Source organism: Aeromonas enteropelogenes (assembly GCF_000819845.1).
GTDB classification, from domain to species: Bacteria; Pseudomonadota; Gammaproteobacteria; order Enterobacterales; family Aeromonadaceae; genus Aeromonas; species Aeromonas enteropelogenes.
Genome location: NZ_CDCG01000046.1, coordinates 53457 through 76668, shown reverse-complemented (window position 1 = coordinate 76668; position 23212 = coordinate 53457). Strand labels below are relative to the sequence as shown.

Annotated in this window: 18 protein-coding genes and 1 pseudogene; 10 read left to right on the top strand and 9 right to left on the bottom strand. The window is 57.8% G+C overall.

Annotation, left to right across the window (positions count from 1 at the left end; translation table 11 throughout):
* Nucleotides 1–29: 29 nt before the first annotated feature.
* Nucleotides 30–620: a 5'-deoxynucleotidase gene (gene yfbR, locus BN1123_RS19730; RefSeq protein ID WP_026457100.1), complete on the bottom strand. Its 591-nt coding sequence runs from the start codon at nt 618–620 to the stop codon at nt 30–32.
* A 94-nt stretch (nt 621–714) separates the two neighbouring features.
* Entirely contained in the window at nt 715–1149 is a 435-nt protein-coding gene (locus tag BN1123_RS19725; RefSeq protein WP_026457099.1) for a YccF domain-containing protein, read from the bottom strand.
* Between the two features lie 451 nt (nt 1150–1600).
* On the opposite strand from BN1123_RS19725, the gene tig reads away from it, so the two are divergent.
* From tig to ppiD, 6 genes are all read left to right on the top strand, one after another.
* Nucleotides 1601–2911, top strand: a complete 1311-nt coding sequence (tig, locus tag BN1123_RS19720; RefSeq protein WP_042029162.1) for a trigger factor — start codon at nt 1601–1603, stop codon at nt 2909–2911.
* 86 nt (nt 2912–2997) lie between these two features.
* A complete protein-coding gene (clpP, locus tag BN1123_RS19715) occupies nt 2998–3621 on the top strand; it encodes an ATP-dependent Clp endopeptidase proteolytic subunit ClpP (protein WP_042029161.1) in 624 nt (207 codons plus the stop codon).
* A 65-nt stretch (nt 3622–3686) separates the two neighbouring features.
* Nucleotides 3687–4961: an ATP-dependent protease ATP-binding subunit ClpX gene (gene clpX, locus BN1123_RS19710; protein ID WP_026457097.1), complete on the top strand. Its 1275-nt coding sequence runs from the start codon at nt 3687–3689 to the stop codon at nt 4959–4961.
* 141 nt (nt 4962–5102) lie between these two features.
* Nucleotides 5103–7457 carry an endopeptidase La gene (gene lon / locus BN1123_RS19705; RefSeq protein ID WP_042029160.1) on the top strand — a complete coding sequence of 785 codons (2355 nt, stop codon included), beginning with the start codon at nt 5103–5105 and terminating at the stop codon, nt 7455–7457.
* A gap of 240 nt (nt 7458–7697) precedes the next feature.
* Nucleotides 7698–7970 carry a nucleoid-associated protein HU-beta gene (gene hupB / locus BN1123_RS19700; RefSeq protein WP_005315375.1) on the top strand — a complete coding sequence of 91 codons (273 nt, stop codon included), beginning with the start codon at nt 7698–7700 and terminating at the stop codon, nt 7968–7970.
* A 150-nt stretch (nt 7971–8120) separates the two neighbouring features.
* Nucleotides 8121–10034, top strand: a complete 1914-nt coding sequence (ppiD, locus tag BN1123_RS19695) for a peptidylprolyl isomerase (RefSeq protein ID WP_042029159.1) — start codon at nt 8121–8123, stop codon at nt 10032–10034.
* A gap of 156 nt (nt 10035–10190) precedes the next feature.
* Here the strand turns inward: ppiD and BN1123_RS19690 are convergent, their stop codons facing one another.
* Nucleotides 10191–11783, bottom strand: a complete 1593-nt coding sequence (locus BN1123_RS19690; protein WP_042029158.1) for an ABC-F family ATPase — start codon at nt 11781–11783, stop codon at nt 10191–10193.
* A gap of 604 nt (nt 11784–12387) precedes the next feature.
* Between BN1123_RS19690 and BN1123_RS19685 the strand changes: the two genes are divergently transcribed.
* Nucleotides 12388–13596, top strand: coding sequence for a glycoside hydrolase family 18 protein (locus BN1123_RS19685; RefSeq protein ID WP_042029156.1), 1209 nt, complete (start codon nt 12388–12390; stop codon nt 13594–13596).
* A 97-nt stretch (nt 13597–13693) separates the two neighbouring features.
* Here the strand turns inward: BN1123_RS19685 and BN1123_RS19680 are convergent, their stop codons facing one another.
* The 4 genes from BN1123_RS19680 to BN1123_RS19665 all read right to left on the bottom strand — a co-directional run bounded on the left by BN1123_RS19680 (nt 13694) and on the right by BN1123_RS19665 (nt 18183).
* Nucleotides 13694–15349 carry a cation acetate symporter gene (locus BN1123_RS19680; RefSeq protein ID WP_042029154.1) on the bottom strand — a complete coding sequence of 552 codons (1656 nt, stop codon included), beginning with the start codon at nt 15347–15349 and terminating at the stop codon, nt 13694–13696.
* On the bottom strand, nt 15346–15657 hold the full coding sequence (locus BN1123_RS19675) for a DUF485 domain-containing protein (RefSeq protein ID WP_026458310.1): 312 nt from the start codon (nt 15655–15657) through the stop codon (nt 15346–15348). The genes BN1123_RS19680 and BN1123_RS19675 overlap by 4 nt, the downstream gene beginning before the upstream one ends.
* A gap of 109 nt (nt 15658–15766) precedes the next feature.
* Nucleotides 15767–16393, bottom strand: a complete 627-nt coding sequence (locus tag BN1123_RS19670) for a 3'-5' exonuclease (RefSeq protein ID WP_042029153.1) — start codon at nt 16391–16393, stop codon at nt 15767–15769.
* A 2-nt stretch (nt 16394–16395) separates the two neighbouring features.
* Nucleotides 16396–18183 (bottom strand): putative nucleotidyltransferase substrate binding domain-containing protein, encoded by a 1788-nt coding sequence (locus tag BN1123_RS19665; RefSeq protein WP_042029151.1) that lies wholly within the window; start codon nt 18181–18183, stop codon nt 16396–16398.
* Between the two features lie 187 nt (nt 18184–18370).
* Here BN1123_RS19665 and BN1123_RS19660 point away from each other — a divergent pair, with 187 nt between their 5' ends.
* Entirely contained in the window at nt 18371–19177 is an 807-nt protein-coding gene (locus BN1123_RS19660; protein ID WP_042029149.1) for a crotonase/enoyl-CoA hydratase family protein, read from the top strand.
* Nucleotides 19178–19256: 79 nt separating this feature from the next.
* On the opposite strand, the pseudogene BN1123_RS19655 reads toward BN1123_RS19660, so the two are convergent.
* Nucleotides 19257–20755, bottom strand: a pseudogene (locus BN1123_RS19655) (alanine/glycine:cation symporter family protein).
* 323 nt (nt 20756–21078) lie between these two features.
* On the opposite strand from BN1123_RS19655, the gene BN1123_RS19650 reads away from it, so the two are divergent.
* Nucleotides 21079–21516 (top strand): GNAT family N-acetyltransferase, encoded by a 438-nt coding sequence (locus tag BN1123_RS19650; RefSeq protein WP_042029148.1) that lies wholly within the window; start codon nt 21079–21081, stop codon nt 21514–21516.
* Between the two features lie 20 nt (nt 21517–21536).
* On the top strand, nt 21537–22343 hold the full coding sequence (locus BN1123_RS19645) for a M90 family metallopeptidase (protein WP_042029147.1): 807 nt from the start codon (nt 21537–21539) through the stop codon (nt 22341–22343).
* A gap of 75 nt (nt 22344–22418) precedes the next feature.
* Here the strand turns inward: BN1123_RS19645 and BN1123_RS19640 are convergent, their stop codons facing one another.
* Entirely contained in the window at nt 22419–23015 is a 597-nt protein-coding gene (locus BN1123_RS19640) for an acetate uptake transporter (RefSeq protein WP_026457598.1), read from the bottom strand.
* Between the last annotated feature and the right edge of the window lie 197 nt (nt 23016–23212).

Below are 23212 nucleotides of genomic sequence, written 5' to 3'. Positions count from 1 at the left end.
GGCCCTTTGTCTATCGGGGTGTTTGATGCTCAGTGGGCGTTCAGCTCATCGAGCGGCAGGGAAAAGCTGGCCACGAAGGTGTCGATAAAGTAGCGCATCTCCTCGCTCATCCGCGCCTCCAGCATGGCCTCGAGGCGTTTTCTGGCCGGCTCGAACTCCCGGTTGCCAGCGTTGATCTCCTCCAGACACTTGGTATAGGCGCAGAGGGTATCGGCATCTTTCACCAGTCTGGCCAGTTCGCCGTCCTGGGCACCCGAGTCCAGCAGGGGGCGAAAATCCTCCACCAGTTCCGGGGGCAGCATGGCGAGCAGGCGCTGTTCGGCGGCCAGTTCTATCTTCTTGTATTCGCGGGCGATCTCGGGATTGAAATATTTGACCGGGGTGGGCAGATCACCGGTCAACACCTCGCTGCTATCGTGATAGAGCGCCATCACGGCGGCGCGATCCGCATCCACTTGGCCGCCAAACAGGCGGTTTTTGATGAGCCCCAGGGCGTGGGCCACCATGGCCACCTGCAGGCTGTGCTCGGCGATGTTTTCGGACTGGATATTGCGCATCAATGGCCAGCGGTAGATGAGCTTCATGCGGGCGAGATTGGCGAAAAAATGGCTGGGTAACATGATGAGCCTCGGCAACGGACAATGAAAAAGGGCAGACCCTAGTCTGCCCTTTTTTTCGCTGGCAGGCATCGCCTGCTCCCGCTTTTTACCAGCTTCAGCGGATATAACGGCCCGATTCGGCCTCCTGGTTGGTCACTATCATCTGGCCGATGGGGGCCAGGCTGATCAGGGCCAGCTTGAGGTGCTGGATCCCGAACGGGATGCCGATGATGGTGACGAAACAGGCCAGCGCCGAGGCGATGTGGCCGATGGCCAACCAGACACCGATCAGCACGAACCAGAGGATGTTGCCAATCAGGCCCATGGTCCCGGTACCGATGTCACTTAGTCCCGTCATGGTCTTGCGGTTGACCGCCTGCTTGCCAAACGGGAAGAAGGTGAAGGTGCCGATGACGAAACAGGCGCGTCCCCAGGGGATACCGATGAGGGACACGAAACAGAGCAATCCGGCCAGCCACCAGGCCAGTCCCATAAAGATGCCCCCCAGTACAAACCAGAGCAGATTGAACAAGAAGCGGAAAAAGGCCATGTGGTAACTCCAGATACATCGATTTGGCAGCCACCATAGCGAGGGAGGGCAGGGGACGCAATCATTGATTGGTTTCACCCTTATTTGACCGGACAATCCGGGTCGTGACCGTGACAATCATCGGTTGGCGGTCTTCTATTTCTTGGAAAATGAGCAACAAATCGGCATTCGAATGAAAAAAGGTGAGCAAACGCAAAATTATTGCGCCTTGCCGGTTGAAGTCGGGCCAGCGTCTCCCCATATAAAGGGCAGTTTTGCACGAATTGTGCTTGCACTCAGCCCAATCCGGGGGATGTGTGGCTCGACTCGACCAAAGTGCGCCGCTATAATGCCGCGTCATATTTTCTCATCACAAAGACATATCGTTGTCTTTATAAACAGGAAGACTCCGGGCTTTGCCCAGGGGCAATAAAGGGTCAGCACACAGTGCTGAGTTGAACGAGGTAGAAGAATGCAAGTTTCTGTAGAGACAACCCAGGGTCTGGAACGCCGTCTTACCATCACCGTACCGGCCGCTACCGTTGACGCCGCCGTGCGCAAAGAATTGAATGGCCTGGCCAAAACCCGTCGCATCGACGGTTTCCGTCCTGGCAAGGCTCCGGTTGCCATCATCAAGAAGATGTTCGGCGCCATGGCCAACGCCCGCGTTGCCGATGAAATGATGCAGAGCAACTTCATCAAGGCCATCATCGAGAACAAACTGAGCCCGGCCGGTGCCCCGACCATGGATCCGAAAGAGATCAAAGAAGGTCAGGATTTCGAGTTCACCGCCACTTTCGAAGTGTACCCGGAGTTTGAAGTTGCAGGCCTCGAGTCCATCAAGGTAGAGAAGCCGGTTGCCTCCGTGAAGGATGAAGATCTGGCCAACATGATCGATACCCTGCGCAAGCAGCACGCTACCTGGTCCGACGTTGATGCCGCTGCCGCCAACGGCATGCGTGTCACCATGGACTTCGTGGGCTCTATCGACGGTGAAGAGTTCGACGGCGGCAAGGCCGAAGGCTTCAACCTGGTACTGGGCGCCGGTCGTATGATCCCTGGCTTCGAAGACGCCATCATGGGCAAGAAAGCGGGCGACGAGTTCACCATCGACGTGACCTTCCCGGCTGATTACCACGCCGAAAACCTGAAAGGCAAGGCCGCCAAGTTCGCGTCCAAGCTGCACAAGGTTGAAGAGCAGATCCTGCCCGAGCTGACCGAAGAGTTCGTGAAGCGTTTTGGCATCGAAAGCGGCAACGTTGAAGAGCTGAAAGCCGAAGTGCGCAAGAACATGGAGCGCGAACTGGCTCAGGCTCTGAAAAACAGCGTGAAAGAGCAGGTACTGAACGGTCTGGTTGAAGCCAACCAAATCGATCTGCCGAAAGCTGCCGTTGCCCAGGAAATCGACACCCTGCGTCAACAAGCTCTGCAGCGTTTCGGTGGTTTCCAGGGCGGCAACGCGCCGGAACTGCCGGCTGAGCTGTTCCAGGCTCAGGCCGAGCGTCGTGTACGCGTAGGTCTGCTGCTGGGTGACGTGATCCGCACCAACGAGATCAAGGCTGATGACGCACGCGTCAACAGCATCATCGAATCCATGGCGACCGCCTACGAAGATCCGAAGGAAGTGATCGAGTACTACCAGAAGAACGAGCAGATGCTGAACGGCGTTCGTAACCTGGCTATCGAAGATCAAGCCATCGACCTGATCCTGTCCAAAGCGCAAGTGACCGAGAAAGAAGTTGCCTTTGACGAAGTGATCAACAAGTCTGGTGCCGCTGCCTAAGAACATTTGACTTAAGGTCAAGACTGTTAAGTATAATGGCTCGTGTGATCTCCACTCGGGCCATTTTATTTTAGGGACAATGCCTTATGTACAAGAACTATAACGATGTGACCGATTCTCCCAGCAATGCGCTGGTGCCCATCGTGGTCGAACAGACCGCCAAGGGTGAACGTTCCTACGATATTTACTCCCGTCTGTTGAAAGAGCGGGTGATCTTCCTGACCGGTCAGGTCGAAGATCAGATGGCCAATCTGGTGGTGGCGCAGTTGTTGTTCCTTGAGTCCGAAAATCCGGACAAGGATATCTACATCTACATCAACTCTCCGGGTGGCTCGGTGACTGCCGGCATGTCCATCTATGACACCATGCAGTTCATCAAACCGGACGTCAGCACCGTCTGCATGGGCCAGGCCTGCTCCATGGGGGCCTTCCTGCTGGCCGGTGGTGCCAAGGGCAAACGCTTCTGTCTGCCCAACGCCCGCGTGATGATCCACCAACCGCTCGGCGGCTTCCAGGGCCAGGCGTCTGACATTCAGATCCATGCCCAGGAGATCCTGAAGATCAAGAATACCCTGAACGAACGACTGGCCTTCCATACCGGTCAGGACATGGCTACCATCGAACGTGACACCGATCGTGACAACTTCATGTCTGCCGAGCAGGCGGTGGCCTACGGTCTGGTTGACGGTGTCCTGAGCCAGCGCGGCTGAGCAGGGAATTCCGGTATGTTGTAAACTCAACAGGCCGTCCTCTATTGATAAAACGAGGTTGCTGAATGACAGAGAAACGCAAGGGTGAGGGTGATAAGCTGCTCTACTGCTCTTTTTGCGGCAAAAGCCAGCATGAAGTGCGCAAGCTGATCGCTGGCCCTTCCGTCTATATATGTGATGAGTGTGTCGAGCTGTGCAACGACATCATCCGCGAGGAGATCCGCGAGATCTCTCCCAAGCGCGATGGTAACGAGCTGCCGACCCCTCATCAGATCCGTGCTCATCTCGATGACTATGTGATCGGGCAGGAGTACGCCAAGAAGGTGTTGGCCGTTGCCGTCTACAACCACTACAAGCGTCTGCGCAACAGCGGCGAGAACAGTGGTGTGGAGCTTGGCAAGTCCAACATCCTGCTGATCGGCCCGACCGGCAGCGGCAAGACCCTGCTGGCCGAAACCCTGGCTCGTCTGCTGGATGTCCCCTTCACCATGGCCGATGCCACCACCTTGACCGAAGCCGGTTACGTGGGTGAGGACGTGGAGAACATCATCCAGAAGCTGCTGCAAAAGTGCGACTACGATGTGGAAAAAGCCCAGCGTGGTATCGTCTACATCGACGAGATCGACAAGATCTCCCGCAAGTCAGACAACCCCTCCATTACCCGCGACGTGTCCGGGGAAGGGGTACAGCAGGCCCTGCTCAAGCTGATCGAAGGGACCATCGCTTCCGTGCCGCCCCAGGGTGGTCGCAAGCATCCGCAGCAGGAGTTCTTGCAGGTCGATACCTCCAAGATCCTCTTCATCTGCGGCGGTGCCTTTGCCGGTCTGGACAAGGTGATCGAGCAGCGCTCCGTCAAGGGAACCGGGATCGGTTTTGGTGCCGAGGTCAAATCCAAGGATGCCAAGGCTACCCTGAGCGAGACCTTTGCCAAGGTGGAACCGGAAGATCTGATCAAATATGGTCTGATCCCCGAGTTCATCGGTCGTCTGCCGGTGGTCGCGACCCTGACCGAGCTGGACGAGGCTGCCCTCATCCAGATTCTGCAAGAGCCGAAGAACGCGCTGACCAAGCAGTACGCAGCCCTGTTCGATCTGGAAGGGGTCGAACTCGAGTTCCGTGAAGATGCACTCCACGCCATTGCCCGCAAGGCGATGGAGCGCAAAACCGGTGCCCGTGGTCTGCGTTCCATCGTGGAAGCCGTGCTGCTCGATACCATGTATGACCTGCCTTCTCTGGAAGGGGTCAGCAAGGTGGTCATCGACGAGACCGTGATCAAGGGGGATTCTGCGCCCCTGATGATTTACGAAAATCCCGAGACCCAGGCAGCCGCATCAGAATAACTGTCTGATTTTTAATCAAATGAAAGGGGCTTTTTGCCCCTTTCATGCTTTTTACGGTTTCGGCGATTGAATCTCGTCTAAGCGCCCCCATATACTCAGCCAAGCGCTTTGCCAACGGTATAACAAGCCGAGAGGACATATATGAACCTAGAGCGTTCAGAACGCATCGAGATTCCCGTCCTGCCTCTTCGTGACGTGGTGGTTTACCCCCACATGGTCATTCCACTCTTTGTGGGGCGGGAAAAATCCATTCGCTGTCTGGAAGCGGCCATGGAGCAGGACAAGAAAGTCCTGCTGGTGGCCCAGAAGGATGCGTCAACCGATGAGCCGACGGTGGAGGAGATCTTCTCTGTCGGGACAGTGGCCAATATTCTGCAGATGCTCAAGCTGCCCGACGGCACCGTCAAGGTGCTGGTAGAGGGGGGCCAGCGTGCTCGCCTGGAGCGGATGATCGACGACAAGGATTTCTTTGTCTGCGAGGCCCAGTACATTCCCTCAAAAGCCATTGACGACAAGGATCAGGAAGTCCTGGTTCGCTCGGCCATCGGTCAGTTTGAAGGTTACATCAAGCTCAACAAGAAGATCCCGCCCGAGGTGCTCACCTCGATTTCGGCGATCGACGATGCGGCGCGCCTGGCCGATACCATGGCCGCCCACATGCCGCTCAAACTCGAAGACAAGCAGAAGGTGCTGGAAATCGTCTCCGTCTCCGAGCGAATCGAATTCCTGATGGCGATGATGGAGTCGGAGATTGACCTCTTGCAGGTCGAGAAACGCATCCGTACCCGCGTCAAGAAGCAGATGGAGAAGAGCCAGCGAGAGTACTATCTCAACGAGCAGATGAAGGCCATCCAGAAAGAGCTGGGTGAGCTGGAAGACAGCCCGGATGAATTCGAAGCCCTCAATCGCAAGATTGAAGAGGCCGGCATGCCCGCCGACGCCCGCGAGAAGGCTCAGGCCGAGCTTGCCAAGCTGAAGATGATGTCACCCATGTCGGCGGAAGCCACCGTCGTGCGTAGCTACGTCGACTGGATGGTGCAGGTGCCCTGGAAGGCGCGCTCCAAGGTCAAAAAAGATCTTGGCAAGGCGCAAGAGGTGCTGGACGCCGATCACTATGGCCTTGAGAAGGTCAAGGATCGGATCCTCGAGTATCTGGCGGTACAGGCGCGGGTGAACAAGCTCAAGGGCCCGATCCTCTGTCTGGTTGGCCCTCCCGGTGTCGGCAAGACCTCCCTGGGGCAGTCCATCGCCAAGGCGACCGGTCGCAAATACGTACGTATGGCCTTAGGGGGCGTGCGTGACGAGGCGGAGATCCGCGGTCACCGTCGTACCTACATCGGCTCCATGCCCGGCAAGCTCATCCAGAAAATGGCAAAAGTTGGCGTGAAGAACCCGCTGTTCCTGCTCGACGAGATCGACAAGATGAGCTCGGACATGCGCGGCGATCCCGCCTCTGCGCTGCTGGAAGTGCTGGATCCGGAGCAGAACAACAGCTTCAACGATCACTATCTGGAAGTGGATTATGACCTGTCGGACGTGATGTTCGTGGCCACCTCCAACTCCATGAACATCCCGGGTCCGCTGTTGGACCGGATGGAGGTGATCCGTCTGTCCGGTTACACCGAAGACGAGAAGCTCAACATCGCCAAGCAGCACCTGGTGGCCAAGCAGATCCAGCGCAACGGCCTGAAAGAGTCCGAGATCACCATCGAGGATTCCGCCCTGATTGGCGTTATTCGTTATTACACCCGCGAGGCGGGGGTACGTAGCCTGGAGCGCGAAATCTCCAAGATCTGTCGCAAGGCGGTCAAACGCATCCTGCTGGACAAGAGCATCAAACATGTTCTGGTCAACCAGGAGAACCTCAAGGAGTTCCTCGGGGTTCAGCGCTTTGACTACGGCAAGGCGACCGATCAGAACCAGATTGGTCAAGTCTGTGGCTTGGCGTGGACTGAAGTGGGGGGCGATCTGCTCACCATTGAAACCACCAATATGCCGGGCAAGGGCAAGCTCACCTACACGGGATCTCTTGGGGACGTGATGCAGGAGTCCATCCAGGCGGCCATGACGGTGGTGCGGGCTCGCGCCGAGAAGCTTCGCATCAATGCAGACTTCTACGAGAAGCGCGACATTCACGTGCACGTGCCGGAAGGGGCGACCCCGAAAGATGGCCCGAGCGCAGGTATCGCCATGTGTACCGCCCTGGTCTCCAGCTTGACCGGCAATCCGGTTCGTGCTGATGTGGCCATGACTGGGGAGATCACCCTGCGGGGTGAGGTACTGCCTATCGGTGGTCTCAAGGAGAAGCTGCTGGCGGCCCATCGTGGTGGCATCAAGCGCGTGCTGATCCCCAAAGAGAACGAACGGGACCTCGAGGAGATCCCGGCAAACGTCAAACAAGACCTTGAAATTTATCCGGTTCGCTGGATTGACGAGGTGTTGGAACTGGCATTGCAGGACAATCCGCAAGGGTTTGAACGGGTTTCTACCCTGTAAATGTTGATGCGCCGCAAATTTGGCGCATTCAGGCGGTGGTTAAGGCTTGCATGCGTCCGGCAACGGAAGTAGCCTTGACCACCGATCGGGTACTCGTGATGAGTCGCAATGCGTTATGTGGCGCGGGTTTGCGCCAGATTGTCACTTGCAACTGGTCAGGAGGCTTGCTATAAAACCTCCACTTGTTGTGGCCAGGGAAATCAGCGCCGCAGCGGTGTTCGATAATAGGGGAAAATAAGAGTGAATAAATCTCAACTGATTGACAAGATTGCAGACGGTGCCGATATCTCCAAAGCTGCTGCTGGCCGTGCGTTGGATGCCTTCATTGATGCTGTTGGTGAAGCCCTGAAAGAGGGTGACCAGGTTGCCCTGGTTGGCTTCGGTACTTTTGCTGTTCGCGAGCGTGCTGCCCGTTCCGGCCGTAACCCGCAAACTGGCGCGACCATCGAAATCGCTGCTGGTAAAGTTCCTGCCTTCAAAGCCGGTAAGGCACTGAAAGACGCTGTTAACTAAGCCGGACGCTGATATACGTCGGCTACCGTCCTTGGTCGCAGACCAGACAAGTTAGAGAGTCTTCTCTCATACTGATTGACCAAGGCGCATCGCAATCGGTGCGCCTTTTTATTATTTACGCCCATCGAGTTCGGGAGCATAAGTACAAACATGATGTTGGATAAACTACGCGAAGGGGCGCAGGGCAAGGTAGCCAAGGTTATCTTGGGCCTGATCATTCTCTCCTTTGCCTTGGCTGGTGTAGGCAGCTACCTGAACGGCCCGGCCCGTACCGCCCCCGCTACCGTCAATGGCACGGATATCAGTGCTGCCGCACTGGAAAATGCCTACCGCAACGAGCGCGCCCGCATGGAATCCCAGATGGGAGAAGCCTTCAGCCAGCTGGCCGCCAACCCCGAGTACATGAAACAGTTCCGCCGCGGCGTGCTGGACCGACTGATCGATCAGGCGCTGCTGGACAGCAAGGCCCATGAACTGGGTCTGCGGGTCAGTGACGAGCAAATCAAGCAGGCGATCGTCGCCATGCCCGAGTTTGCCGAAGATGGCAAGTTCAACAACGACCGCTACCTGCAGCTCATCCGCCGCGCTGGCATGACCCCGGAGATGTTCAGCGAGTCCCTGCGCCAGGACATGGTTCGCCAACAGTTGATGGGGGCCCTGGTCGGGACCGAATTTACCCTCAAGGGGGAAGCCGAGCAGATCGACAAGCTCTACAACCAGACCCGTGATCTGCGTCTGGTACGCTTGGCTGCTGCTAACTACATGGGCGATGTCCAGGTCTCCGACAACGAGCTGGAACAGTTCTACAAGACCAATAGCGCCCGTTTCATGAACGACGAGCAGGTCAAGGTGGACTATCTGCTGCTAGATGCTGCCAACCTCGGTAAAAACATCAACGTGTCCGAGCAGGATGCCCAGGATTACTACGATCAGCACCAGGATCTTTTTCAGCGTCCCGAGCGTCGCCAGGTTGCCCACATCCTGATCCCGTTTGGCAAGGATGAGAAGGCGGCCGAGAAGCAGGCCGACGAGCTCCTGGCCAAGGCCAAGAGTGGAGCAGACTTTGCCGAGCTGGCCAAGGCCAACTCCTCCGACACCTTCTCCGCCAAGAAGGGCGGTGAACTGGATTGGTTCGAGAAAGGGGTGATGGATCCGGCGTTTGAACAGGCTGCTTTTGCGCTGACCAAGGCAGGCGATCTCTCTGGCGTGGTGAAGAGCCCGTTCGGTTTCCACATCATCAAGCTGCTGGCGGTTGAACCGGCCCAGACCAAGCCGTTTGCCGATGTGAAAGAAGAGACCATCGCCCGTCTGCAAACCGACAAGGCCAAGGAGCAGTTCTTCGCCGAGCAGCAGAAGATGGCTGACAGCAGCTTCGAGAACCCGGACTCGCTGGATCTGACCGCCGACGCCATGGGCATGAAGGTGGTGTCTTCCGACTACTTCAGCCAGGCCAATGCCCCGGCTCCGTTGAACGATCCCAAGGTGCTCTCCGTGGCCTTCTCTGAACAGCTGCGCGATGACAACACCAACTCCGACGTGATCGAGCTTTCCGATGGCAAGGCGCTGGTGCTGCACATCACCGGTTACCAGCCGAAAGCGGCCAAGCCGCTGGCCGAGGTGAAAGATCAGGTGATTGCTGCCATCAAGCACGACAAGGCGAGCGAAGTGGCTCGCGGCAAGGCACAGAGCCTGCTGGAGAAACTGAAAGCCGGCGACGACATCAAGGCTGATCTGGCGGCGCTGGATCTGAAGGTCGAGACCCACAAGGGGATTGCCCGCTTCGATCGCCAGCTGGATCAGAACCTGGTTGCCCAGGTGTTCATGCTGCCCCATCCGAAAGATGGCAAGCCGAGCGTGGAGCTGGTTACCGAGACCAACGGCGATCGCGTGGTCGTCGCACTGGACAAGGTGAATGTCCCGGCGGCGCCGTCCCAGATGGTCAGTCTGCTGCAAGGCCAGCTGGGTCAGGGTCGGGCACAGGCCGATTACAAGTCCCTGATCGAAGAGCTGCGCAAATCAGCCAAGATCGAGTACTTCACCAGCGTGGAAGCGACCGTCGAGTAATCGACAAGATACTCCCCATATTGCAAACGGCTCCTTGATGGAGCCGTTTTGTTATCTGCCATTCGCCAATTGATGCAATCGGCCTACAGGCCAGCATAAAAAAAAACCGGCATCGAGTGCCGGTTTTGACTTTTATCTGCCGAGCAGAGGAGGGGATTATTGTACGCCCTGAGTGCGCAGGTAATCCTCATAGGTACCGCCGAAGTCGCGGATGCCGTTCTCGGTCAGCTCCAGGATGCGAGTCGCCAGGGAGGATACGAACTCACGGTCGTGGGAGACGAAGATGAGAGTCCCTTGATAGAGCTCCAGCGCCATGTTCAGCGATTCGATGGATTCCATGTCCAGGTGGTTGGTCGGCTCATCCATGATCAGGATGTTGGGGCGCTGCATCATCAGCTTGCCGAACAGCATGCGGCCCTGCTCACCACCGGAGAGTACCTTGACCGGCTTCTTGATGTCGTCCTGGGAGAACAGCAGACGACCGAGCACGGAGCGCACCGCTTGCTCGTCTTCATTCTCCTGTTTCCACTGGGCCATCCAGTCGAACACGTTGAGATCGGTGTCGAAGTCTTCGGCGTGATCCTGGGCGTAGTAACCGATCTGGGCGTTTTCAGACCATTTGACGGTGCCGCTGTCCGGTGCCAAATCGCCTACCAGGGTTTTGATCAGGGTGGATTTACCGATACCGTTGGTACCCAGGATGGCGACCTTCTCGCCCACTTCCAGCATCATGTTGAGGCCCTTGAACAGGGGTCCCTCGCCATAACCTTTGGAGACGCCTTCCACTTCCAGAATATTGCGATAGAGCTTTTTGTCCTGCTCGAAGCGGATAAAGGGGTTCTGGCGGCTGGAGACCTTGACGTCCTCAATCTTGATCTTGTCGATCTGCTTGAGACGGGAGGTGGCCTGACGGGACTTGGAGGCGTTGGCGCTGAAACGGGAAACGAAGGACTGCAGATCGGCGATCTGGGCCTTCTTCTTGGCGTTGTCGGCCAGCAGACGCTCGCGCGCCTGGGTGGCGGCCAGCATGTAGTCGTCATAGTTGCCCGGGTAGACCCGCAGCTCGCCGTAGTCCAGATCCGCCATGTGGGTGCAGACGGAGTTCAGGAAGTGACGGTCGTGAGAGATGATGATCATGGTGCTCTCGCGCTCGTTCAGTACCTGCTCCAGCCAGCGAATGGTGTTGATGTCCAGGTTGTTGGTCGGTTCGTCCAGCAGCAGGATATCAGGGTTGGAGAAGAGGGCCTGGGCCAGCAGCACCCGCAGCTTCCAGCCCGGCGCCACGGCGCTCATGGGGCCGTTGTGCTGCTCCAGCGGAATGCCGACACCCAGCAACAGCTCGCCGGCGCGGGCTTCGGCGGTGTAGCCGTCATATTCGGCGACCAGCCCTTCCAGCTCGGCAGCCTTCATGTAATCTTCGTCGGTGGCTTCTAGGTTGGCGTAGATGGCATCGCGCTCGGCGATGGCGGCCCACAGCTCGGTGTGGCCCATCATGACCACGTCCAGTACGCGCATCTCTTCGTAAGCGAACTGATCCTGACGCAGCTTACCGATACGCTCGTTGACGTCCAGGCTCACATTACCGCCGCTGGGCTCCAGATCGCCGCCGAGGATCTTCATAAAGGTGGACTTGCCACAGCCGTTGGCGCCGATAAGGCCATAGCGGTTGCCGCCGCCAAACTTGACGTTGATGTTCTCAAACAGCGGCTTGGCGCCGAACTGCATGGTGATGTTATTGCTGCTTAACAAGGTAGGTGTCCCGGTTGGTCTGTCAAATGGCGCGCATTATGGCACAAATCCCTCGAAAGTTTTAGCAGGAACTGTGATCTTGATCGGTCTGGAGAGGGGCGAGGCGACATGATGTCAGCATAACGCCGCTGTCGGTCTTGGACAGATGCAGATGGCCACACATATTGTGTCGCCAGGGACTTCCCCTCATGGCCGGATTATTAATGACAACGCCCGCGTACGCATGTTTAACGCAGATACCCTACCGAGAAGCAAATGCATCCTGCTTCAGGGGGGGGGTAATACTCATTTGAAAATAGTCAAAAGTTGTCGCGTCTCAAATCATGTTTTTTTCAGCGTATTGCAAAATCAAATAATGCTATTCGAGTCACAGGATTGTGCGTTCTCTCTTTGACTATTCTTATCTCGAACATATGGTTGCTCGAAATCAAGTCAAGTGAATTTTTTGGGGGGTATATGAGCTATACGGCTAATAGCCAGTTGATATATTCATCTGCCTCTGCATGGGAAACGGATGTGATACGTCCTGCTATTATGGCGTTTTAACTGGCGATGGCTAATGTTGACGAATGATGAAAGCTCGCGATAGAGAGAGAAGAGTGGTATGTCAAAAATATTTCTATTTATCATGGTCATTATAACGATGTTTTCTGGTTGCAAGACAGACTCTAGATATGTCGATGAGAAACCAGGCTCGGTAGTATTACCTGAGGCTGTTGCCGGGCCTGATGTGATAACAACACCGCGTAATATTGTGTACCTGTCAATTGGTCGTTATGAAAAGACATTTATGCAGAATGTACAGGCCAGAGGAAAAGAGATAACTGATTATGTGGTCGCCTTTGTCAATCCACGAGATGCCGCTACGGGTGAATTGGAGTCATTGACGCCAGCCCAGAAACAAGATCTGGATAAGCTGGTTTCCTATAGAGAGGAATCCAATCCGAATGCCAGGATATATATCGCGATAGGCGGTTGGAGAGGAGATGATGACGGTTTCGATCTGGTATTTGAAGAGATAGCGCGCAATTTTGAAAAACGAACATTATTTATCTCTGCCATAATGGCACTGGTTAAAGAGTATGGTGTTGATGGTATTGATATTGACTGGGAATACCCTAGGGTTCAATTTGCAGACGAATACGCTTTATTTGTCAGAGAACTTGCCAATGAATTACATAGACGGAGTAAGTATTTGTCGTCAGCAGTCATTGGTACCAGAGATAAGATGACAGATAGCGGGAATGCCGACGCATATCTGGATTCAACGTTAAGAGATTTTGATAGTATCAATCTCATGGCATACGACATGGAATTTGAAAACCACAGTACTTTTCAACATGCGATAGACAGTATTGATTACTGGGTGAACAAAAGAGAAGTACCACCGCAGAAAGTGATGTTGGGGTTGCCCGTCTATAGCCGAAACAACTGGCAAGATTGGAGCTACATCACTTTACAACATCCGGACCAGGAAAATGAAGATACGTCGAGCTGGAACCAGAATGAATTTGGCGAGCTTGTCTCTCCGCAGGGCTACAGCGTCGTGAATGCGTGCAGAAATAGCTTTAAATTTATACCTGATGTGGCCGAGCCAGCAGAAACCAAAACCAATTATTATAATGGACTCCCCCTTATTATTAAGAAAACCGAGCTTGCATTATCAACGAAACTGGGTGGTGTCATGTTTTGGGAGGCGCCTCTCGATGCGGCGAAACCTGAGTATTCGCTGATCCATGCGGCCTATCAGGTCATGAGCGGCATGACGGTTGATAATATTTGCACGCAAAATCCAGCCTGGGTTGCCGACTAGGCGTCAGTGAGGGTTGGGAAAACGAGTTTATGAACGGCAATGACAAGAGGGAAAGAAAAAGCCGGCACTGGGCCGGCTTGTCTCAAGACCTTAACTGTTAGTGGGAGGTCGCACCGGAGGCGCCGAGCCCGGTCTGGGAGCGGACGAACTGCGGCAGGAACTTGGCGTGTTCGTCGGCGGCAGCCTGGGACTTGTCGGTGATAGAGAAGAACCAGATCCCGACAAATGCCAGCCCCATGGAGAAGAGCGCCGGGTACTCGTAGGGGAAGATGGCCTGGGCATGACCCAACACCTTCACCCACACGGTCGGGCCCAACACCATCAGGGTGACTGCGCTCGCCAGACCCAGCCAGCCACCGTAGACGGCGCCACGGGTGGTCAGACGGGACCAGAACATGGAGAGGAACAGCACCGGGAAGTTGCAACTCGCCGCGATGGAGAAGGCCAGACCCACCATGAAGGCGATGTTCTGCTTCTCGAACAGGATGCCAAGACCGATGGCGACCACGCCCAGCACCAGGGTAGTCATCTTGGAGACGCGCAACTCGTCGGCTTCGTTGGCCTTGCCCTTCTTCAGCACGCTGGCATAGAGGTCATGGGAGACCGCAGAGGCACCCGCCAGAGTCAGGCCTGCCACAACCGCCAGGATGGTGGCAAAGGCGACGGCGGAGATAAAGCCCAGGAACAGGCTGCCACCCACGGCGTCGGCCAGGTGGACTGCGGCCATGTTGGTGCCGCCGAGCAGGGCGCCGGTGGCGTCCTTGAAGGCCGGGTTGGTGCTGACCAGCAGGATGGCACCAAAGCCGATGATGAAGGTCAGGATGTAGAAGTAGCCGATGAAGCCGGTGGCGTAGAACACGGATTTACGCGCTTCCTTGGCGTCGCTCACGGTGAAGAAACGCATCAGGATATGGGGCAAACCGGCGGTACCGAACATCAATGCCAATCCGAGCGAGATGGCGGAGACGGGGTCGGAGACCAGACCACCCGGGCTCATGATGGCGGCGCCATTGGCGTGCACCTTGACCGCCTCGGAGAACAGGGTGCCGAAATCGAAGTTGACCGACTTCATCACCATCAGCGCCATGAAGCTGGCACCGGAGAGCAGCATCACTGCCTTGATGATCTGTACCCAGGTGGTGGCCAGCATGCCGCCAAACAGCACGTAGAGCACCATCAGGATGCCGACCAGCACCACGGCGATGTGGTATTGCAGGCCGAACAACAGTTCGATGAGCTTGCCGGCACCCACCATCTGGGCGATCAGGTAGAGGGAGACCACCACCAGAGAGCCGCAGGCGGAGAGGGTACGCACCTCGGTCTGCTTGAGGCGGTAGGAGGCCACATCGGCAAAGGTGTACTTGCCAAGGTTGCGCAGCCGCTCCGCGATCAGGAACAGGATGATGGGCCAGCCCACCAGGAAGCCGATGGAGTAAATGAGGCCGTCATAGCCCGAGGTATAAACCAGGGCGGAGATGCCGAGGAAGGAGGCGGCGGACATATAGTCACCGGCGATGGCCAGACCGTTCTGGAAGCCGGTGATACGCCCGCCTGCCGCATAGTAGTCGGAGGCCGAGCGGTTGCGCTTGGAGGCCCAGTAGGTAATGAACAGGGTCGCCGCCACGAACGCCACAAACATCACGATGGCCGGGATGTTGAGGGGCTGGCGCTGGACGTCGCCAGTCAGCGCATCGGCTGCCAGCAGGGGGGAAGAGGCCAGAGAGGCCAACAGCAGCAAAGACTTGCCTTTCATGATTGCACTCCCTTGAGGATCTTCTGGTTCAGCTCGTCAAACTCGCCGTTGGCACGGAACACATAGATGCCGGTCAGCAGGAAGGAGGCGAGGATCAGCCCCACCCCGACCGGGATGCCGCGGGTAATATTGGAGCCTTCGCTCAGCGGGGTGCCGAGCCAGGCAGGGTCAAAGGCGATGAGCAGGATAAACGCCAGGTAGAGCCCCAGCATCAAGGCCGAGAGGGCCCAGGCAAAACGCTGGCGTTTGGCGACCAGCTCCTGGAAGTTGGGATCTTGCTGGATCCTCAGATAGCTTTGCTGTTCCATTGCAGTTCTCCATGACATGAGTGTCAGCGGTGGATAAAGGGGGTTGCCCTGACGAGCAGCTTGGCTGCCCATGTAATCAAAATGTGAATTAAATGTTATTTGTGGACAATTAGACTTTGGGATAAGCCAGTGGCCCGCCCCGGGTGAGGCGCAGGTAGATGAGCGCCGCCGTGATGGCGTCGGCAAGGGCATCGTGGGCGGGCAGGGTAGGCAGAGCCAGATGGTGGCAGATGGCGGCTAGGTGCAGATCGATGACTGCATCCGGGTAATGCCGATATAGGCTGTCGTGATAGAGACGGCTCACCTCTATGCCCCGTTGGGGCAGGGTCAAGCCCCATTGTTTCTGGCAGGCCAGGTTGAGGATGCGCAGATCATAGGCGATGTGATAACCCACCAGTTCGCGTGGCCCGATAAAGGCCAGCAGCTGGCGCAGCGCGGCTTCCAGCGGCATGCCCTGCTGCAGATCCTGGTGGCGCAAGCCGTGGATGGTCACGGACTGGGCGGTCAGGCTGGCGGGGGGAAGCACCTTGATGGCGAGCGCCTCGCCGGTCAGCAGCCGGTTACCCTGGAGCCGTACTGCTCCAATGGCAACGATCTCGGCGCGGGCGGGATCCAGGCTGGTGGTCTCGAAATCGAGGGCAACCCGCTCATCTTGCGGCGGCGCGGCAAAGAGCGGGGCAAACTCCCCATTTCGAAAGGGGCGGCCATACCAGTAGCGTCGCAGGCAGTCCAGCATGCTCATTGCCTCAGACGAAAGTGCAAGGTGAGCCACTGCTGGAATTTTTTCACCTGATGCAGGGCATGGCGCAGCAGATCCCGCTCGCTGTGGCTGAGCTCATTGACCTGTACCCGGCTGTCGCCATTTTTGAGCTGGTTGCGCAAGCGCAGGCGGATAAACAGCCGGAATGCCTCCGCCAGATTGCTGCCATACTCGGCGCTGATGCGCTCGGCCGCCACCAGGGCATCGATGCGAGCCAGGGTGGCGGTTTCCAGTATGCCGGCCTCCAGCGCCAGCATGCGGATCCCGTGCACCAGCGGGAAGAGTCCGCCCCGCTTGAGATCCAACCCCTCGGCCGAACGTTCCAGCCTGCCAAACAGGGTGAGGGGAGCATGAAAGGCCACCGCCGGCCTCACCATCTCCGCCAACAGATCCCGCCTGTCTCCCAGTTGCTCCCGCAAGGTGCGGGCAATGGGGGAGAGCAGAGTGCGATCCCCGGCAATGGGATGGGCATCGGCCAGGGTGGCAAGCCAGAGCAGCTCTGCCTCACTGGCCATGGTGCAGGCGCGGGTGATGGCGCTTTGCCACTGCTCCCCCGTTTTGACCCACTCCGGGTTGTTGACCATCACCTGGCCGGGGCAGAGAGGATAGCCGAGGCGCTCCAGCAGGGCGCTGAAGGCGGCCAGATCTGCTTCTTGGCCGGGCCAGTGCAGATCGGTAGGCAGGATCAGGGCATTGTCCTGATCGGTCTTGAGGATCTGCTCGCCGCGCCCCTCCGAGCCCAGCATCAGCAGGCACACCTTCTCCTGCACTTCGGGCGGGATCACCAGGGCGAACGCCTTGGCGATCAGCTGCTCGTTGACGGTGGCGATGAGCCTCATCAAAAAGGCGGTGTGAATGCCCTGAGCAAACAGGGAACGGGTCAGTTGCAGCTGCTCGCGGGCCACCGCCTCCAGCGCAGGGAGTGTATCGGCACGGGCGATGCGCAGGGTCAGTACATGGGAGTGGGTGGAGAAGAGCCCCAGTACTTGCGTGAGCTGCAGGATCCCGGCGACCTCTCCTTGATGCCAGATCACCAGCCGCTTGATGCGATGACGGGTCATCAGCAGCAGCGCATCGAACAGATAACTCTCCTGCGGCAGGCCGATCAGAGGGGCTGGTGTCAGCAGGGAGAGTGGCGCCGTCAGGGGCAGCCCTTTGAGCGTCAGGGCATGTAACAGGGTCTTGCGGGTGGCAAGGCTCAGGCTGCCGTCCCGGGCGGGATAGATGAGGCAGTCGGTGCCCTTGGCCACCATGGCTTCGGTGGCCGCCAGCAGCGATAGGCGATTGTCGACGACAAGGGGCGGCTGCAGGTGTTCGGGGGCGATCCGGGTCAGGATAAACTCCGCCAGGTTCTTCTGGCCCAGTTGTTCACGCTGCTCCTGCTGGCGCTGACGCTCTGCCAGGTTGGCGGTGAAGTAGCCGGCAAAGGCGGGATCTTGCTCGCACAGCGCCAGAAAGGTTTGCCTGGGGATCAGCTGGCAGAGGGTATCTTCCAGAGCGGTGAAGGTGTGGCGGCAGTGGCCATCAAACTGGGCCCGCACATCGAACAGATCATCGCAACCATAGTCACCAAATTGATGATGGGGGGCGGACTCTTCCACCGCGCCCTTGATGATGAGATAGAGGCCGGGGGGCGTGTCGCCTGCGCTGAGTACCGTCTCGCCGGCGCGAAAGTAACAGATTGAGAGGCTCTGCTCGAGCCGCTGACGGGCGTCGGCGGCCAGATTGTCAAACGGTGGGCGGGTGAAGTTGAAGAGTGTGGTCATGGCGATCCCTGGCCAGTGATATGGACTCAGTCTGACAAAGTGACCGGGGGGCAGCCAGCCGACTTTAGTCGCACTGGGCGCTCGCACGTACTCCCGAGCAGGAAAATGGTGGGCTCCCTGTACCTGCCGGTAACACTCTGATAACGTTGTGGTATGACCAGTTGATACTCAGGAGAGGCAGAGGAAAATGGATAAACCAAGGGTCAAGTGCGAGATCCGGGACGGCATCGCCGAGGTGATGCTGACGCGAGGAGACAAACTCAATGCGCTGGACAGGGCCATGTTCAGTGCCATCGACGAGACGCTCGGCCAGTTGCAGCGGCACAAGGGCTTGCGGGCGGTGATCCTCCATGGCGAGGGGCGGGCATTTTGTGCCGGGCTTGATGTGAAGTCCATGCTCAAGCAGCCGGTGGCGGCCCTCGAGATCCTCAGGCGCGAGGCGGACGAAGCCACCAACCTGGCCCAGCGGGTGGCCTATGGCTGGCATCAGTTACCTGTGCCTGTCATCGCGGTGACTCAAGGGGTCTGTTTCGGTGGCGGCCTGCAGATCGCGCTCGGTGCCGATTTTCGCTTCAGCACGCCGGATTGCCGCTTCTCGGTGATGGAGATCAAGTGGGGCATCATCCCCGACATGAGCGGCAGCGTCACCATGCGTAACCTGATGGGAGTGGATACCGCCATGGAGCTGGCCATGACGGGCCGCGAGCTGCTAGCCCCGGAGGCGAAAGGCCTCGGTCTGGTCAGCCGGGTTTGCCCGGATCCGCTGGGGGAGGCGCGAGAGTTTGCCAGAACGCTCATCACCAAGTCCCCCGATGCGCTCGCGGGGATCAAGCAGCTCTACAGTCAGGCGTGGGCGCGCAGCGACGAGGCGATGCTCAAGGAGGAGACCCGCTTGCAAAAGCAGATCCTGGGGCGCCCCAACCAGTGGCGCGCCACCCTCAACAGCCTGTTTCGCTGGCGCTTGCCGTTCGGGCCCAGACGCAATGCCCTGTGACGCAGCGACTTTCAAATAGGAAAAAGTACAAAAGAAAAATGGCAGCCTGGGCTGCCATTTTGTTGTGTCATGTCTGCGCTTACTTGGCGACGGTATCCACGTCCGCTTCGAACGGGTGGCCGGTATTCTCGCGCATCAGGTTGACTTCGGCGCGGTTGTCGATCCAGTAGTCTGCATTCTTGATCCCCAGTTTTTCGGGGTGGAATACCGGGTCGATCCCTTGTGCCAGCTGGGCTTCATAGTCCTTCAGGCAGATGAAGGCGGTTTTTGCAGCAGCAGGATGGCGATGATGTTGAGCCAGGCCATCAGACCCACACCGATATCACCCAGACCCCAGGCGAGATCCGCCGTCTTGACGGTGCCGTAGACGGTCGCCGCCATCAGGCCGATCTTCAACAGGAAGGTGAGCCAGGGACGGTTAATCTTGCGATTGACGAACGCGATGTTGGTCTCGGCGATGTAGTAGTAGGCGACGATGGTGGTAAAGGCAAAGAAGAACAGTGCGATGGCGACAAAGTAGTTGCCAAAGCCCGGCATCATGCTCTCCATGGCGGTCTGCACGTAACCCGGGCCAGCGGCCACGCCGGCGATCCCGGTGTAGAGGGCGGCACCTTCCGGACCCTGTACGTTGTACAGGCCGGTGATGAGCAGCATGAAGCCGGTGGCGGAGCAGACGAACAGGGTGTCGATGTAGACGGAGAACGCCTGCACCAGGCCCTGCTTGGCCGGGTGGCTCACCGCGGCGGCGGAGGAGGCGTGCGGGCCTGTTCCTTGGGCGGCTTCGTTGGAGTAGACGCCACGTTTTACCCCCCACATGATGGCCAGACCCAGGATGGCGCCGAAGCCGGCGTCCAGACCGAAGGCGCTCTTCCAGATCAGCAGGATGATGGAGGGCAGTTGGCCGATGTTGAGGGCGATGATGACGCAGGCAACGATGATGTAGCCGAGCGCCATGAAGGGCACCACGGTACTGGCAAAGTTGGCGATCCGCTTCACGCCGCCAAAGATGATGAAACCGAGCAGCAGCGCCAGCGCGGCAGCCGTCACGTTCGGATCGATGGCGAAGGCGGTCTGCAGGCTGGAGCCGATGGAGTTGGCCTGTACACCCGGCAGCAGGACACCGCAGGCGAAGATGGTGGCGATGGCAAAGATCCAGGCGAACCAGCTCATGCCAAGCCCTTTATCGATGTAGAAGGCCGGACCACCGCGATACTCGCCGTTGAGCTTCTCTTTGTAGACCTGACCCAGGGTGGACTCCACGAAGGCGGAGCTGGCGCCGAGGAAGGCCACCATCCACATCCAGAACAGGGCACCCGGACCACCGAAGGTGATGGCGGTGGCGACACCGGCGATGTTACCGGTACCGACCCGGCCTGCCAGGGTCATGGAGAGCGCCTGGAAGGAGGAGACGCCCGCTTCGTTGCCCTTGCCCTGGAACATCAGGCGGATCATGCCTTTGATGTGACGCACTTGCAAAAAACGGCTGCGCAGGGAGAAGTAGAGGCCGACCCCGAGACACAGATAGATGAGCGCAGGGCTCCAGATTACGCCATTGATGGCATTGACGATTTCATTCATGTACAACAACTCCTTTGTTGCGCTGTCTTGGCGAGGTCTCTGCCTCGCTCCCTGTCGTTATTATGTCCAGTTTGTTAACAAGCTAGTTAGCAAACGGGATAGAGTGACACTCTGTCAGACGGTGGAAAAACCACGGTCTGCGTGGGATGTAACATATCTATTTGTCGCATTTCTGCCCAGCAAAAAAATCCGCCTTGTTGCAAATTTGTGAATTGACACCAGTGGCCGGATGATGGCAGGCAGTGATTTATGTGAGTAAAGATGACGCTCTCCTTGTTGATATGTGTAGTGAGAGTCAGACATAAGCAAACATAAGGCCAACCATGACAAATCATGTTGAAAACCTGCAATTTCGCTCGGCGCAGCCTGCTGATGGCGCAACCCTTGCCCCCTTGTTCGTGCAATTGGGGTATCCTGCCGACGGTGATCAGCTGGTGGTGCGTCTGCTGCATCCGGACTCGGCCACTTCTGTCCTGTTGGCCATCCTGGCAGACAGTGTGGTCGGTGTGTTGGTATGGCACCGGCTGCAACCCCTGCATGTTGCACCAGCATGGGGCCTGATCTCGGCGCTGGTTGTCGAAGAGAGGGCAAGGGGAGAGGGGGTTGGGGCCGGCTTGCTGGCGTACGCCGAGGCCCAGGCCCGGGTGGCGGGATGCAGCCAGCTGGAGCTATCCAGCAGTCTGAAACGGGAGGGGGCCCACCGTTTCTATCTGGCGCAAAATTATCAGGAACGACCCAAGCGGTTCGTCAAGCAGTTGTAACGCAAAGAGAAGGAGCAGGCGTGCTGGGATTGTTCAAATGGTTGCGTCGCCCGGCAGGGACGCAACACCATGAAGATGCGGAGATCTGGGAGCAGGCGCTGGCAGCCGTCCCCATCTTGCAAGGGTTACGTGATGAGGAGCAGGCGAGGCTCATCAGGCTGGGGCGCCAGTTACTCAAGCGCAAGACCCTGACCCAGCTCGGGGTTGAGCTCACGGCGCGCCAGCAGGCGGTGCTGGCGCTGCAGGCGGTGCTGCCCATCCTGCATCTGGGCCTTGACTGGTATCGCGGCTTTCACGAAATCATCCTGATCCCGGAACCGGTCACCCGCCGCCAGGAGGTGCAGGACGAGTTTGGTCTGGTGAGTGAGGTGGAAGAAGAGAACGCTGGCGAGTCCTGGCCCCAGGGGCCGCTGGTACTGGCCTGGAGCGAGCTGCAGCAGGATGGGGACTGGGATGGCTTCAACCTCGTTATTCACGAGCTGGCCCACAAAATCGACATGCTGGGTGGGGAGGCCGACGGGGCGCCGCCATTGCCGGGCAAGATGAGTCATCAGCAGTGGCAGCAGGCCTTTCAGGGGGCGTTTGATGCATTGAATAGGCAGCTGGAGGCGGGGGAAGAGGCGGCCATCGATCCCTATGCCGCCGAGCATCCGGCCGAATTTTTCGCCGTCTGCTGCGAGAGCTTCTTTACCGATCCACTGCGCTTGCGCAGCGTCTATCCGGCCGTCTATCAACAGCTGGAACAGCTCTTTGGTCAGGATCCCGCGGCGCGTTTTCCGGCCACGCGCCTGTTGGCGGGGGATCACGAAGGGGAATCGTCCGTCTGAGCCAGGCAAATACGAGAATGTACAGATAGCAAAAAGGCACCCGAAGGTGCCTTTTTCATTTCAAGTTGCGCACAATCAGGCGGCGGCTTTGAGCTGCACGGCAGCGGCTTTCTTGTGATCGCCGATGGGCAGGATGGTGCGGCCATACTGTTCGTTCAGTACGGTGGCCATGGCCAGGTAGATGGCGCTGGCGCCGCAGATGATACCTTCGAAACCGGCGATGGTGCCGATCAGCTCGCTGCCGGTGAAGTCACGGGCGGCCAGCAGGAAGAACAGCACGGTCAGGGAGGCGAACACGAACTGCTTCACGCGCGGGTAGTTGACGGTGCCGATCAGCATGAACAGGGTGAACACACCCCACATCAGCAGGTACCAGCCCATGTAGGCGTGCGGAGTGGCTTCGGCCAGACCCATGGTCGGCATCACCATCAGGAACACCAGGCTCCACCAGAAGGTGCCGTAGGAGATGAAAGCGGTGACACCGAAGGTGTTGCCACGCTTGTACTCCATGATGCCGGCAATGATCTGGGCCAGGCCGCCATAGCACAGGCCCATGGCCAGGATCATGGCACTTATGGGGAAGAAACCTGCGTTATGGATGTTCAGCAGAATGGTGGTCATACCGAAACCCATCAGACCCAGGGGGGCAGGGTTGGCCAATTTTTCGCTCACGTAGCGTTCTCCAAAAAATAGAGGTGGGGGTTAACAAAAGACGCGCGATTTTAGGCAGGCTGGCAGCCCATCGCAAGGGGGAAAAGAAGATAAACAGTAAAAAAATTACGTGTTTTTTTGCATGCCGGCACAATTGCTCACCAGAATAGCCCGTTTTGTGAGCAAAAGGTGTCAAAATAGTTGATTGGCTGTATTTT